Origin of the sequence: Carboxylicivirga sp. M1479 (assembly GCF_007097485.1) — a bacterium.
Taxonomy (GTDB): Bacteria; Bacteroidota; Bacteroidia; order Bacteroidales; family Marinilabiliaceae; genus Carboxylicivirga.
The window spans coordinates 74,457-88,694 of the sequence record NZ_VKDE01000009.1 but is presented as its reverse complement, the minus strand read 5'-3'; the positions used below and the strand labels follow the sequence as shown (position 1 = coordinate 88,694).

Sequence of the window (14,238 nt, the reverse complement as noted above, 5' to 3'; positions counted from 1 at the left end):
ACTACTAAAATTTTGAGGTAGTATCTAATAGGGATTTTGTTATGGCAAAGCAAGTTGATCTGAATGCTTCATTAAAAAAGCATTTTGGGTTTGATACTTTTAAGGGGAATCAAGAGGAAGTCATCAACAACGTTTTAAAGGGGAATGATACATTTGTATTAATGCCAACTGGTGGTGGCAAATCGCTGTGCTACCAATTACCGGCACTAATGCTCGAAGGCACAGCCATTGTTATTTCACCACTTATTGCGTTGATGAAGAATCAAGTTGATGCAATGCGCAACTTTAGCGAAGATGATGGAATAGCACACTTTCTCAATTCTTCACTCACGAAAACAGCTATTACTAAAGTAAAAGAGGATGTTGTTGCAGGCAAAACCAAACTGCTGTACGTAGCACCTGAATCACTTACGAAAGAAGAAAATATTGACTTTTTAAAGCAAGTTAAGATTTCGTTCTACGCTGTTGATGAAGCCCATTGTATATCAGAATGGGGTCATGACTTCAGGCCAGAATACCGAAGAATAAGACCTATCATTAGTGAAATAGGCGAATCTCCGGTAATAGCACTAACGGCTACAGCCACTCCAAAAGTTCAACACGACATACAAAAGAACCTAGGTATGCTAAACGCAATGGTTTTTAAATCATCGTTTAACAGACCTAATTTATACTACGAGGTACGTCCAAAACAAAGCCACTCAAAGGAATTAATTAAAATCCTTAAAAGTTACAGTGGCAAATCTGCTATTATATATTGTCTAAGCCGAAAAAAGGTTGAAGAGCTAGCCGAAACACTTGTTGTCAATGGCCTTAAGGCTCTTCCGTACCATGCTGGTATGGACGCCACTACTCGCGCTAAAAATCAGGATAAATTCCTGATGGAAGAAACAGATGTTATTGTTGCAACCATTGCTTTTGGTATGGGTATTGATAAACCCGATGTGCGTTTGGTTATGCACTATGACATACCCAAGAGCCTAGAAGGCTACTACCAGGAGACAGGAAGAGCTGGACGAGATGGCGGAGAAGGACGTTGCATAGCATTCTATAGTTATAAGGACATCCAGAAATTAGAAAAATTTATGCAAGGTAAACCCCTTGCTGAACAAGAAATAGGCAAACAACTCTTACTCGAAACCGTTGCTTATGCCGAATCATCTGTTTGTCGCCGAAAAACTTTATTACATTATTTTGGGGAGAAGTACACCGTTAAGGACTGTGAGACTTGCGACAACTGCGTTAACCCGAAAGAAGAATTCGAAGCTAAAGATAAGGTTGTTCAACTTATTAAGTTGATTTTACTCCTTAAGGAGCGATTTAAAACAGATCATATTATTAATGTATTAACTGGTAATGTTAATACAGCTATTAAATCATATAAGCACAACGAGCTAGCAGAATTTGGATCGGGCGATGAGCATGACGACAAATATTGGAATGCTGTTGTACGCCAATCATTAGTTCGTGGTTTAATTAACAAAGACATTGAATCATACGGCTTACTTCATATCAGTCCACTAGGTCATGAATACCTGAAAAAGCCGCATTCCATCATGATGACTAAAGATCATGATTTTGATACGATTGAAGAAGAAACGAACACCGGTGGTACTGCTGCGGTAGACAATCAGCTATTTGCCATGCTTAAAGATTTGAGAAAAGAACTCTCAAAGAAACTTAGTCTGCCACCATTTGTAATATTCCAGGACCCATCGTTGGAGGCCATGTCCACCTATTACCCAATTTCAATCGAAGAACTTCAAAACATACCAGGTGTAGGAACAGGAAAAGCTTCGCGCTTTGGAAAAGAGTTTGTCAAACTGATTAAGCAACATGTAGATGAAAATGAAATTGACCGACCAATGGATTTGGTTGTCAAATCAATTGCTAACAAATCAAAAAACAAAATTTTCATCATCCAAAGCATTGACCGACAAATGCCTTTGGACGACATTGCATCGTCAAAAGGCATGGAAATGGTTGATCTCATAAAGGAATTGGAATCCATAGTCTATTCGGGTACCAGGGTAAATATCGACTACTACATCGACCAGGTAATGGACGAAGATCATAGAGATGACATCTTTTACTACTTTAAAGAAGATGCCGAAACAGATGACATTCAGGAAGCTTTAGAAGAATTGGGAGAAGACCAATATTCGGAAGAAGATGTAAGAATTGTTCGTATTAAATTCATATCAGAAGTAGGAAACTAAACATATTGCGGAGGCTCTATTGCGAGCCTCCGCATACATTAGCTACTAATTGATTTTCATTTCTTCATATACCTCAAGTAAAATATTCAATTTACTATATTTGAAGCCTTAAATATTTCAATTCGAAACTTCAATTTGAACAAACTTACACAATAAAAACTTCAATTCATCAATTCCACATCGCAATCACGCAACACACAAAACCCCACTATATCTCTGCTTATAAACACATTAAGTGAAGCTACTCAACTCCTCACTAGCAGCAATACAACACCTCTCCAACTCTAAAGAAGCACCAAATTGCCGAATTTTTTATGTTATGTATTTGTTATTTATTGAAATAATTTAGAATAATTAACATTCAAAAACTATCAAAATGTTATTAAATGGCAATGTATTTATTTAAATTTGTCGCTCATTCATAACTTAAAAACGCGTACCAAAATGAAAGATGATATGCTAAAAAAGCAGAAACCTAGTAAGAAGGACCGCAAGGATATGATTCAGTACATCAATTTGCAACTGGCCTCAATAGGTCAGCCGCTGTACTATGATGCCTGTGACGCCAACACCAAATACTCTAACTCGAAATTCCTTTCTTTAACCGAAGGATTAATAAATAGTTTTAAAGAGAAATCACGTTTATTATCTGATCATTTATCGCCAGCTGATACGCGTATTCAAAACTTTTTAAACTCTTACTTAACAGATGTTGATTTGGATGAAGCAGAATATCGCTTACCAAATAAAACATTCGTACTAAACCAAAAAGGCTTGGCACGTGAGGTAAGTTTACCACCTGATGCTAACGAGTTTAAAAGTGACTTAGTTAGTTCATACCGTCTTAAACAAGGTATTTTAAATAACCCTGACAAAGACAAGCGCACAACCAAAGGTACTTTCCACATTGTTGAGGGTGGCCTACCAGTACCTTTAGATAAAAAAGAAGTTCCAAAGATTGCTTTCGCTCACATGTTACGAGCAGCAGTTAATCCGGCTGACGATATGAATATTTTACCTTTTACTTCTACACAGGAAGAAAAGGCTAAAACCATGGTTTCATTATTACTTCGCCCAATAGTTTGCCCGGAAGTTCCTGGCGTAATTGCTCAAAAAAGCATGGAGGTGCGTTTCTTCGCTCCTGGTACTTTGGTAAGTAATCTTGATTTTGTTGAGAACATTTTTGGTAATGCAGGCGACCATAACCTTGCTGAAAACGACTCAGCATTAGACATTGAGCACTGGACAGGTACAACTGGATGTATCATCCTTGCACCACAGATGACTAAGCTTAAGAAAAAAGACATTGGTCTTCCGCATTACGACGACGCAACAGAACGTCAGCGTAACGATGGCATGTGCTGGAAAGATGAGAACGAATTATATAACGACGGTGGTGCATTTAAAATCACTTGTCGTAATGATAATGGTGTTGTTGTTACTTTAATTGGAGACAACTACTACGGTTACTCGAAAAAAGAAATCAAAACACAGATTAGCTACTCGGCTAACATGATTGGTTTGGTTGAAGAAGAGCATGCAGGTGGAGCAATTGCTTACCCACGTGGTATCATGAGCGACAATGTATTTGGCGAAATCTTCTCAGCTAAATTAAAAAAGTCATACTCATTTGAAGAAGCCATGGCTTTATTGGGCGATCGTGTAACTGTTTACCCAGAAGGCTATGCTATCGACAAGAAATTTACCAATATTACATACATCCAGGAGCATGCCGATATCGACATTGATAAAAGCAAAGTTGTTTGGACTGCCAATGGTAAAGAGCAATCATTAAAGCTATCTCCTGATACAATTTACATTCACCCATCAGGTCATAAATTCCAGTTAGCAAAACACCCAACACAACCAATGTGGCGTATTGTTAACACACAGCCTGAAGGTGTATTTTGTCATAAGCCATGTACGGTTTCTGGTGGTGGTAAGTCTGAGATTTCTAAATCAATGCAAAATGCCATTCAGTATGGTACTTTTAACATTGTTAATCTGGAAGATGACTTTAATGCCGCGGATGAAATTATCAACTACGATTTCTCTAATCGTTGGAAAACCATTCGTCCTGATGCAGAACCATCACGTCCATTCCTTAGCCCACAGCGTGCTTTAGGCTCAGCGGTTAAGTTATTAACTCCATCAGAACTATATAGCGACGAGTACAATGCATTCTTAAACGGTATTCCATCACACATTCGTTCATTGGTACTTTTTGTTAAGCGCCTGTATCGTAACGAAAGTGAAAAAGGTAACTGGAAAGATTACATGTCGGTTGAATTCATCAACGGCCGTGAGGGAACTACGCTTCAGTACCGTAACAACAAAGTGACTGCTAGTTACGTTCGCATTGGATTTAACGAAGATGGTAACTGGTTATTACACAAGTTACGTTCTGACTTTGTTCCTAGCCAGAAGATTCAAATGGAAGATGATATTTCAGCTACCATAGTATTGCCAGCAAGCCAGTTGAGCAACCTAAATGCTGAATATAAAAATAAGAGTTACAAGGTTGTTACCAACTGCGAAAACCACTTATTCCAGCGTCCTGATGAAGCGATTATTCGCGGATACGACAAAGGTGCTGAGCAGGATATCGTAAGCGATAACACATTCTTAACAAACTACGAGCCTTTAAGCAAGAAAGATGCTATTGAGCTTTACGAGGATGCAATTAATTTTGACAAGTATACACAGCCTGTTAAAGACTTAATTACCAAAGTAGTTGAGAGTGACAAAGACGGTTACTTTGTGGTTCCATCACACACACGTATTGTTGATGGCGTACCTACAAACAACCCTCGTTACTTAGAGCGTAATATCTTTAAAGATGATATTATTGACAATTACCTAGGAGAAGTAGGTGTTCGTTTATTCCGTAAGATTAAATCTGAAGAGCCAGTTATTGACGTTGTTAATGCGGTTTTACCAGGTCGTCGTAACAACCCTGCTGATAAAGAAAATGGCATTCGTCCATTGGCTGTTTATAACCCAATCCATTACCAAGAGCTTCCTGAGTTATTCATGGACTTCATCTGTAGTTTAACAGGTAAATCTCCATCAACAACAGGTGCTGGTACAGAGGGTGCATTAACAAAAGGTCCTTTCAACATGTTGGTTCCTACAACTGACTTGAACAATGCCTTATTATCATACATCATTACTGAATACCAAGGTTTCAGTTCTGCTGCAGGTTATGTTGGTCAGAACCGTTTCGATCATGATATTTCAATTCTGATCCCAGAGATTTGGGCACGTTTAGTACCTGAAGATCGTGATCCGAAATTATTGATTGAGAATGGATCTCTTGAGAAATTAGAAGACTTTGAGCACGAAGGTCAGAAAGTATTAGCTAGCCGTTTAGGTTACCGTATTACTGAAAACTTTGCTTTCCGCTGTATGAACCGTTTGTTTGACGAGCCATTATCGGTATTTAACGAGCAAATGTTGAAACCTGAAACTCAGGGAATGGAAGACTTTATTGATGGTATCAACAACATTGTTGAAGCGCAGCAAAAAGTTGCCTCACGCTATTTCGAAGAAGGAAGTGTTGAAGGCGCTATTCCTCCATTGAAAATCTTACTTCACATTATGGCTTATGGTCAGTTTGAAGGTAAAGAGATTAGCGATCCTGAATTACGTAAGTATTTCGACCGTGATTATGTCATCAACAGCGATTGGTACAAAGAGCGCTTAGCTTTGAAACAAGAAAAAGAAGTTAAGTTCCGTACTGAGCAGATTGCTTATTTAGAAAACTTTGCTTCTAAAGAGGAAAATGCTGAAATCAAAATTGATCTTGACATACAAGAGCGTTTAGAAAAAGCACAAAAGCAGCTTGCTTATGCATCTTCTGAAGCTTATTTAAAAGATCTTGAAGGAACTATTGGTGCCGATGTTATTTACAGAGGCTAGTACCTGAAGGTTATTCATTACAATACACAACACAGTAAGAGAGGTGGCCAATGGTCACCTCTTTTTTATTATCCTAATTAACCCTATCAATTGGGCTATTCGCCCAAACTGGACTTACTTTGGATCAATAGATATTCTTGTGGACAAAGAAATAAACAGTGTGCTATCTAATCAATGGTTTTACAAGAAAACTATAATAGTGATTCATTCTTTTGGGTGATGCATCAGAAAGCGTAAATCATTCACTGCCCTAGTGCCGGGCTAGCACATCCTTTTTAAAAAAGGATGCAAAACCTGATTGAAAGAGGTGATTGCTACGCACCAGAGATGGATTTATTGCTTCATGCTAAAGGCTATCGCCTTGCAATTCCGCAACATCCACTCTTATCACTGGCTTTCAATCGTTCGAAACCTTGTTTCGATTGGGGTGGGTAGCTCAGCATGATAAATAAGTTCTGCTGGCTCATTATTTAATCGATTAATACGTATTTCACCCTTCACTTTTGGCTATCCTCCTTTCTCCACTCGAAATGCAATTTCGAAAGTACGGTGGCCTGTTCCATTGGTGGGCAGGCAAGGGCGTGAATAATGATTAATTTAATTGAACATCAAAGACGCTTGACCCACACGGCAATCACATTTAAACTTTCAAGGTTCCAGGTTGCGCATCCGACATCAGCAACGTAGCTTGGGACCCACTTTTCTTTGATTTTGAATAGACAGAATTGGAGCATAGCGAAAATCATGAACACCTTTTTAAATATGCTTTAGTGAACTAAAGTTGTATGACCGTAGGGAGTTCTTTCTGTCTCAAAACAAAGAAACTAGTGGGTAAGCGAGTGGTGCAGTCGGCGGGCTTCTTTGTTTACTTTCTTCGGCTGAAGGAAGAATTGGAGCAAAGCGGAAATCATGAACGCTTTTAATAGACCTTGTGAACTAAAGTAAAAGCCCTTGCGGCTAGAGCAAAATCAAGTTCTTTCTTCTTAAACAGAAGAGTTTAGCGTAAAATATTTTAAATTTGATTACCCTTGCTTGACCTACTTTGATTGTAAAATTGATTAATCATTAGAGCGGGCGGTAGCATCAATGGGACTAGCGTTTTGTTTCTTTTAGGCGATGTAAAAGAAAGGAAAACCATCTCACAAAAACAGGGTATTTCATTGCTTCCTTTCGTTACAAATTATATTAATCCACAGAAATATCATATTATCCTAAAAAAGGGTGCCCATCACAGGCACCCTCACTATCCTTTATCGTATGTTTGAATGTTTATTTATCTAGCTCTACAGTTTCTTCACTGTTACTACGGCGCTTTACCAATGTATTGGCACGATCGATGTGCATCGCAATGTCAGTCGTTAACTCTTGATAAGGTTCAGGATTCATTTGCTGCATAGCTTTCAGGTAGATTACCAGCTTATTGTTTATTAATTTCACCAACTCCTGTTTAAAAGCCGAAGCACTTTCAGTTTTACCATCTTCGGCACGTGCCTCGTGCCACTCAGCTTCTGCAGCTTTAAATTCCTGTTGGTCGGTCTTTAACTGCTCAACAATGGCCGCAATACCTGGTAATACAACTACCATTGCCGCTGTTTCAGAATCTGCTAAATCACGAATTAATGCATCCAGCAACGACGATTCGGTACTGTAATTTTGATTAATCAAATCAAAACCATAATTCTCCAACACCGCATTCACATGAACAGCCGCTTCACGTATAGTTGCATCAGGATGTAAGAGAAAACCTTTGATAATATGCAAAAGCGAGCGATAAGTCATATCGCGCCTTTCATCACGGTCCTCAAGAGCAGACATAGCCTTACTCTCATTTATGGCACCTGACAAGCCAATGCTGACAGTGCTCATCTCACTCCTTAATGTGCTCACATGCACATCTTCGGGTGTTGACTTATCCAGTTCACCATGCAGCTTACTGGCTAAATCAGCTGCATCGGTCACCCGGATGTTTCTATTGATTTTATTTATTCTCATAAAATTCATTTTAGGAGATAAAGGATAGTATTAAAAGTTTGTTAGTTATACCAGCGCATTTAATATTTACTTGATATTAGTTCTATTATAGTTTCAAATAAGGCTCGCTTAAACCATATAATACAATTGGTAAATGCCGTTGAATCAATGAAAAGCTTTATTGAAACGCAGTTGAAAATAAAGCTCATTCTATTGACCAAACGGTATAAGCGCCTTTTACAAAAAGGTGCCCTTGCTTACTTGGTATTATGCCCACTGGTGGAAAATCCAAGCTTTGCTTATGCAAGCGAAGCTTCCCCTGTGAAAAAAGGAGCCATTACTTGTGTAAGCGAAGCTTGCCCCATGAATAAAACAGTCTTCGCTTATTTAAGCAAAAGCTGCCCGATGAAAAAAGGAGGCTTTGCTTAGCTAAGCGATCTGTGTTTTTTCAAAAAAGGAGGCTTATACCGACTAAGCAAGCATGGCTTCAGCCATAAAGCGGAACTACATTTTTGACAATAAAGTGGCGTGATTTGTGGCAACGACAATATTGTATGTTCAATTGACGAAGCCTAGCAACATGAAGTTGATGAGGTATAGAATTCATAAAATTGGGCTTGTATTTGGTTAATAAATAATACAAGTGAAAAGTTAGGATGTGTTTTAGTGAAGTCTTATGATAATTATCAGTGTTTGTAAAATATTTACATAATTAGCAGTTTACTCATTCGCATTAAGGCCTGCGCATTTTAATTTTCTATATTTGAAAAGATGAATAATTACAAGAAATAATAATTTAGAATGAAACTGAACCAATCCAGAATAGAACTAAAAAAATCTAAAACTTCATTAGAGTCCATGAAGAAAGCCAAAGATTTAGATGAATATGAAACACATTGGAGAAATTTTCTTAATGACCTTGAAAAGGTTTGGATAAAATCAGAAAGAGAGTGTCAGGATTTAAAGAATAAATTTCAACCATGGCAGGGAAAGTTTAAAAGAGAAAGACGGACTTTTTCATTATTAAAGTATTTAAAGAATGCTAGAGATGCCGATGTACATTCTATTCATGAGATTGTAGAAAAAAGTCCTGGTTCTACTGCCATTAATTTCGCTAACAAAAAAGGTGGACATATTAAGGAAATAAAATTTGAGAATGGTGCTATAACTAAATACGAGGGAGACCCAATTGTAGCAAAAATAAAAGCTCCAAAAATAGAAGCTTGTACTTTCACAAATAACGGACAAACTTTTGTTCCTCCACAAAATTATCGAGGTGTTGGATTAAAAAATCCTAGAAATCCGATTGAATTAGCTCAAAAAGGTATTGAATATTATGAGAATTACTTGGAGCAAATAGAGGCTAATTTTTAAAGAAAAACAGCACACAACACGCTAGTATAAAGCATTTGGCGTTCGTGATTATTTGGAAAATTGTAGATTCGACGACCACCGCCAAATCTTTGATTTGGCTTTAGGAATGTAAAGATAAAAACAAATAAAAGATTTGGCTCAGCTGGGATTTGGAGGTTTTGTTTCATTAAATTGCCAAACGCTTCATCTAGCCAACGTTGGCGTTCATGTATTCCCATAGCCTCTATACTAAGATTTAAAAACATAAGTACAATAATTTATGAAGAAAGTTGCTCAATTAATTACTCTTGCATTCGCCTTTTGTTTTCAAGTATATGCACAGAAACATAATGTTGTCATTGAAGGTCGATTTGTAGGCTATGATGGAAATGGAAAAGTTGGTTATTCACTGGGGGCAGTTGCTGGCGCTTTTGCTTCCAATATGATAACACCAGATAGTTTGGGAAACTTTGTTATTACAGCTAATGTTAAAAAGACTGAGTTCTTCAGAATACTTTATTCAGATAACAATAGATATCATCTAGTAGAGTTGATTGTGAGACCAAATAACAGATATTCATTTATCAGCGAAGGTATTGAGATAATTGATGGTACTTGGTGGGGCTATCCCAATAGCCCTGATATATATAGCTTACAATCTGGCCAAAGTGATGGTATGATGTTTAATAAGCTCGATAAAGGACAGATTTATTATAATTTGATTGATAATGAATCACATGGCATTTTATCTTATCAAGATGAATGGGGGTTAAAACAGCCAGATGTATTATTGGATAGTCTGGATGAAAAAATAAACAGACAACTAATCCCACTAAATGAGTTATTGGCTTCTGGAGAGATTGATAGTGAATTCTATGAAATATGTAAACTAAACGTTCAGTACAAATATGCAGAAAGACTTGCAACAGCTATTCGGTCAGCCTTTTGGCATCACAAGTTTAAAATTAATGACAGTATCATATCTAAACAGCTAACTCATATTTATCCTAAAGTTTTTGAGAAATATCCAGTTAATGCTGAAACAATAGGACTCATTGATAATATGATTGAATACACCGATATGTATTTAGAGTTTTTAGAAGATTATAAAGACGGGGTTTATATTTACAAGAAACGAAAGGGAAATAAAGCTTTTAAAGATGTCTATGCCAAAAGTACTCAACTACTACCAGGTAAAGTTAATAAGCACTTCCAACAATACCATATGGTGTGCAATGCAGCAAACTTGGGAACAGTTACGAAAGCGCACATTGAGAAGTATCTGGCAGATAATGATGATATGAAAGACTCTTATGCCAATCAACTTATTGAGGATATACTTCTTCCTCGTGTTGAAGAATATGAGCGCCTTGAATATATGGAAATGCCTCCTGAATGTCTTTTTTTAGATGGAGACTCAATTGATTCATTTACACAACTATCTCAGCTACTAAAAGGTAAACCTCTGTTAATCGATTGTTGGGGAACGTGGTGCATACCTTGCCGAGCACAATTTAACCATATTGACTCATTAAAACAGTTAATAAAAGAGAAAGGCATTACTATGGTCTATATTGCATATGAATACAGTGATAATGGACAGTTGTGGGAAAGTATTATTAAAGCAAAGGGGCTTGAAGGTTATCATTTCATAGCCAATGATAAATTTAAAGAAGATTTAAAAAGAATTTCAGCAAATAACCTGAGTTTTCCAACATTCATAATAATTGATTCAGAAGGGAGGATTTTAGAAAATAGAGCAGCACTTGCAAGCGATGGGAACAAATTAGTTAAGCAAATTGAGCAGTTAATTCAGTAGAAGAGAATTCTGTTTTAACTAAAATCATAGAATACAACTATTGTCCTACACTGATAAAAAAGCACGAAACGCCAATCGAGTATAGGCCAATAGCCTATCGGAGAACCGCCCACTACCATCTACTGACTATTTTTTTTATTCCTTATCTTTGCCACATGATGAAGTATTTGATTCTGCAATACCCTGGACATAACAGAGTGTATTATAACGTAGCCGCACAACTGGCTGTTTCTGAATTGAGCATAGCCGCCAAGCGCCTGAGTGTAGGCTGCCAAAAAATCGATTTTGAAGATGTATGTGGCGTGCGGTATATCACCATCACATTAGACGATGAGTTAAGCACTGAAGACATTGCCATCGTATCGCGCTTGTCGTTTGTATTCGCCATTTTTAACCAGTTTGGCCTGCATGCCGATGATGGCCTTGCTCCCATTCCCATGGCTGACTTTCAATACATCGATAGTAAAATTAGTACCATTCAAAAGTATGCTGGAAAAACCAATGAGCTATTTACCAAGATGATGGTAAACGTCGCACTACTGGCCAGTGACTTTACTTATGATGACACGATAAGTTTACTCGATCCTGTGGCAGGAAGAGGTACCACTTTAAACGAAGCCACAGTTTATGGGTTTAATGCCTTTGGTACTGAGATAGAAAACAAATCGGTGCACGAGAATCAAATCTTCTTTAAAAAGTACTTGCAAAATGAGCGCTACAAATTCACGGCCGATAAGCGCATGGTGTATGGTAAAAATAAAAAGGATGCCATTTACATGCACGAGTTTGAATATGCTAACAACAAAGAAGCCTTTAAAAATAAAGAAGAACGCAAACAGCTTGGTCTTATTTGTGGCAACTCACAAGATGCTGATAAATACTTTAAGAAGAACAGTTTTAACCTGATAGTTGGCGATTTACCCTATGGCATTGCCCATGGTAATAAAGGGGCCGACAAAAGTACAACGGGCACGCGCAACCCATCTGAATTAATTGCCTCGTGCCTACCCGCCTGGAAAGCGGTATTAAAAAAAGGAGGCACCATTGTTTTAGCCTGGAACAGCTTTGTAGCTCCCAAACATAAACTAGCTGATATTTTTAAGGAGCATGGTATGAAAGTACTCAACAAGCCTCCATACGATGGTTTTGAACACATGGTTGATAAATCTATTAAGCGCGATATTATTGTAGTGAAAAAGTAATTGGAACTACTTATTTTCCAAAATGCGTATTAACTCGATTTCATCATCATTAACGGCAATAAAGTTAGGGCCAATAAAATCTTCGTATTTGTGGTTATAAGGTCTGAACTCAACGGTTTTGGGGAATATTTTCCCCACTTTGTAGCCGTACTTGTTTAGAAGTTCATAAAAGTCAATTAATAATTTTCGGGTAGTGATGTTAATGTATCCATATTCAAACTGAATCGCTTTAATTTTCTTTTCTCTTAAAAGGTTTTCAAATCCCAATAAGGCATCGTACTCAGCACCCTCCAGGTCGAGCTTCAAAAAATCAATCACCTCTAGTTTATTATCCTTTGCATAGCTATCGCCTCTTATCAAATCAATTGTTTGAACATTATTATATTTAGAAGCAACACCTTTAATATCAAATAAAGATGAGTGAGTATTTGAGTTAAACAGGTAAATTTCCTTTTCACAATGACACGAGAAGAGACCTTTGTTGATGGCAACAACATTTTTGAGATGTCCCACATTCTGCAACAAGGTATTGTAAGTCTCCTTAACTGGCTCAAAGGCATAAATGATACAATCGGGATGTTCTTTATGGAGCATCTTGCTGTATTTACCTATGTTAGCACCTCCATCAACAATAACCTTTGGTTTAAAGGCTGACAATTTCTTCTGAACAACTAATTCTCCATTACTATCAATATCATGATTTCTGTTTTCATACAGCCTATTTAAAGCGCGGCCAAAACCAGCCAATTGTTTAAAACAGTATGTATGCGTGTTGCGTTTAAAGATTTTTTTAAGGCTATTCATAGAAATTAATATTGTAGATCAATTTCTAAACTATAAACAATTCATCAGGAAACAAAGCATTTAGCCGTGCAATTACATAAACATAAGCGCAATAGCATAAAATTGTGGCGAAGTATAGACATAAAAAAATCCAAGCATAAAGTATATGCTTGGATCCTATATTATCTTAATTTATAATAATCTCTTATTATATTTTCTTTACTCTTACGGCATTTAAACCTTTTAAACCTTGTTCAAGTTCAAAGCTCACCTGGTTACCTTCAACTACCTCTTCTGTTAAACCATTCACATGAACAAAGAAACGTTCCTTTGTATCTTGCTCAATAATGAAACCAAAACCTTTTGAACTATCAAAGAAGTCTACACGACCTTTTTTGATCGGATCCTCTTCCACATGTTCTTGTTTCGGAATGCTTATTTCAATGGTTTCAGCATTAATCTTTTTCTTTTTAGTTGGATCTGGTGGCGTATCTGAAATATTACCAAACTCATCAACATAGGCAATCATATCATCCAGCTTTGAACTTTTTGGATTTGCTTTACGCTCTTCTAGTTTCTGCTGCTTCTCTTTACGCTTCTGTAAACGTTTTTTCTCTTTTTCTTTTTTGCCAAATGTTTGTTGCGACTTCGCCATTCTTAATATTTCATTTTAATTAAACGTAACTGCAATGTTAGTCATTTCCTAGGTAATAATCACCTCCACTAGCCATATAAATGTTGTTTTTTAACAAAACTAGCTCTAAACACCAACTATCTGGTTATGAGAACCGACACTTTTAGTTTGTTCCTTAAACCCGTATTTTGTATTAGAATGTTGTCATGAACATTGAAAGTGCAATAAAACAAGGGTTTATCGAAACGAGGCATAGCATCGTTCTGGTGAGTTGAGATGAACCAGCGAAGAGTCTTGTTTTGAAGCAGTTTCAGTGTGTAATAAATTTTCTAATGC

At 37.1% G+C, this 14,238-nt stretch carries 10 protein-coding genes; 6 read left to right on the top strand and 4 right to left on the bottom strand.

Features of this window, described 5'->3' with window-relative positions; genetic code table 11:
• Window positions 1-41: 41 nt before the first annotated feature.
• Both recQ and FNN09_RS07540 read left to right on the top strand, forming a co-directional pair.
• Window positions 42-2,219, top strand: coding sequence for a DNA helicase RecQ (gene recQ / locus FNN09_RS07545; protein ID WP_143301088.1), 2,178 nt, complete (start codon window positions 42-44; stop codon window positions 2,217-2,219).
• A gap of 456 nt (window positions 2,220-2,675) precedes the next feature.
• Window positions 2,676-6,140 carry a hypothetical protein gene (locus tag FNN09_RS07540; protein ID WP_143301086.1) on the top strand — a complete coding sequence of 1,155 codons (3,465 nt, stop codon included), beginning with the start codon at window positions 2,676-2,678 and terminating at the stop codon, window positions 6,138-6,140.
• Between the two features lie 1,269 nt (window positions 6,141-7,409).
• On the opposite strand, the gene FNN09_RS07535 is transcribed toward FNN09_RS07540, so the two are convergent.
• The gene (locus tag FNN09_RS07535) at window positions 7,410-8,132 is read right to left on the bottom strand and encodes a DUF6261 family protein (RefSeq protein ID WP_143301083.1); all 723 of its coding nucleotides are present in this window, start codon (window positions 8,130-8,132) and stop codon (window positions 7,410-7,412) included.
• A gap of 147 nt (window positions 8,133-8,279) precedes the next feature.
• Here FNN09_RS07535 and FNN09_RS07530 point away from each other — a divergent pair, with 147 nt between their 5' ends.
• Together FNN09_RS07530 and FNN09_RS07525 are read left to right on the top strand one after the other, a co-directional pair.
• On the top strand, window positions 8,280-8,540 hold the full coding sequence (locus FNN09_RS07530; RefSeq protein ID WP_143301081.1) for a hypothetical protein: 261 nt from the start codon (window positions 8,280-8,282) through the stop codon (window positions 8,538-8,540).
• 372 nt (window positions 8,541-8,912) lie between these two features.
• Window positions 8,913-9,485, top strand: a complete 573-nt coding sequence (locus FNN09_RS07525) for a hypothetical protein (protein ID WP_221932446.1) — start codon at window positions 8,913-8,915, stop codon at window positions 9,483-9,485.
• Here FNN09_RS07525 and FNN09_RS07520 read toward each other — a convergent pair.
• Entirely contained in the window at window positions 9,482-9,730 is a 249-nt protein-coding gene (locus tag FNN09_RS07520; RefSeq protein WP_143301076.1) for a hypothetical protein, read from the bottom strand. The two genes, FNN09_RS07525 and FNN09_RS07520, sit on opposite strands and share 4 nt — an antisense overlap.
• Window positions 9,731-9,744: 14 nt before the next feature.
• Here FNN09_RS07520 and FNN09_RS07515 point away from each other — a divergent pair, with 14 nt between their 5' ends.
• Both FNN09_RS07515 and FNN09_RS07510 read left to right on the top strand, forming a co-directional pair.
• Window positions 9,745-11,283 carry a TlpA disulfide reductase family protein gene (locus FNN09_RS07515; protein ID WP_143301074.1) on the top strand — a complete coding sequence of 513 codons (1,539 nt, stop codon included), beginning with the start codon at window positions 9,745-9,747 and terminating at the stop codon, window positions 11,281-11,283.
• Window positions 11,284-11,438: 155 nt separating this feature from the next.
• Window positions 11,439-12,485 (top strand): TRM11 family methyltransferase, encoded by a 1,047-nt coding sequence (locus FNN09_RS07510; protein ID WP_143301071.1) that lies wholly within the window; start codon window positions 11,439-11,441, stop codon window positions 12,483-12,485.
• 6 nt (window positions 12,486-12,491) lie between these two features.
• On the opposite strand, the gene FNN09_RS07505 is transcribed toward FNN09_RS07510, so the two are convergent.
• Together FNN09_RS07505 and FNN09_RS07500 are read right to left on the bottom strand one after the other, a co-directional pair.
• Window positions 12,492-13,289: an FkbM family methyltransferase gene (locus FNN09_RS07505; RefSeq protein ID WP_143301069.1), complete on the bottom strand. Its 798-nt coding sequence runs from the start codon at window positions 13,287-13,289 to the stop codon at window positions 12,492-12,494.
• 187 nt (window positions 13,290-13,476) lie between these two features.
• Window positions 13,477-13,923, bottom strand: a complete 447-nt coding sequence (locus FNN09_RS07500) for a cold-shock protein (RefSeq protein ID WP_143301067.1) — start codon at window positions 13,921-13,923, stop codon at window positions 13,477-13,479.
• Window positions 13,924-14,238 lie beyond the last annotated feature (315 nt).

Bases quoted from the DNA above. Each gene is read 5' to 3' on its own strand.
- FNN09_RS07525 (WP_221932446.1), top strand. From the start codon at position 8,913: ATGAAACTGAACCAATCCAGAATAGAACTAAAAAAATCTAAAACTTCA.
- FNN09_RS07540 (WP_143301086.1), top strand. From the start codon at position 2,676: ATGCTAAAAAAGCAGAAACCTAGTAAGAAGGACCGCAAGGATATGATT.
- FNN09_RS07505 (WP_143301069.1), bottom strand. From the start codon at position 13,289: ATGAATAGCCTTAAAAAAATCTTTAAACGCAACACGCATACATACTGT.
- FNN09_RS07535 (WP_143301083.1), bottom strand. From the start codon at position 8,132: ATGAGAATAAATAAAATCAATAGAAACATCCGGGTGACCGATGCAGCT.
- FNN09_RS07520 (WP_143301076.1), bottom strand. From the start codon at position 9,730: ATGTTTTTAAATCTTAGTATAGAGGCTATGGGAATACATGAACGCCAA.
- FNN09_RS07530 (WP_143301081.1), top strand. From the start codon at position 8,280: ATGAAAAGCTTTATTGAAACGCAGTTGAAAATAAAGCTCATTCTATTG.
- FNN09_RS07510 (WP_143301071.1), top strand. From the start codon at position 11,439: ATGATGAAGTATTTGATTCTGCAATACCCTGGACATAACAGAGTGTAT.
- recQ (WP_143301088.1), top strand. From the start codon at position 42: ATGGCAAAGCAAGTTGATCTGAATGCTTCATTAAAAAAGCATTTTGGG.
- FNN09_RS07515 (WP_143301074.1), top strand. From the start codon at position 9,745: ATGAAGAAAGTTGCTCAATTAATTACTCTTGCATTCGCCTTTTGTTTT.
- FNN09_RS07500 (WP_143301067.1), bottom strand. From the start codon at position 13,923: ATGGCGAAGTCGCAACAAACATTTGGCAAAAAAGAAAAAGAGAAAAAA.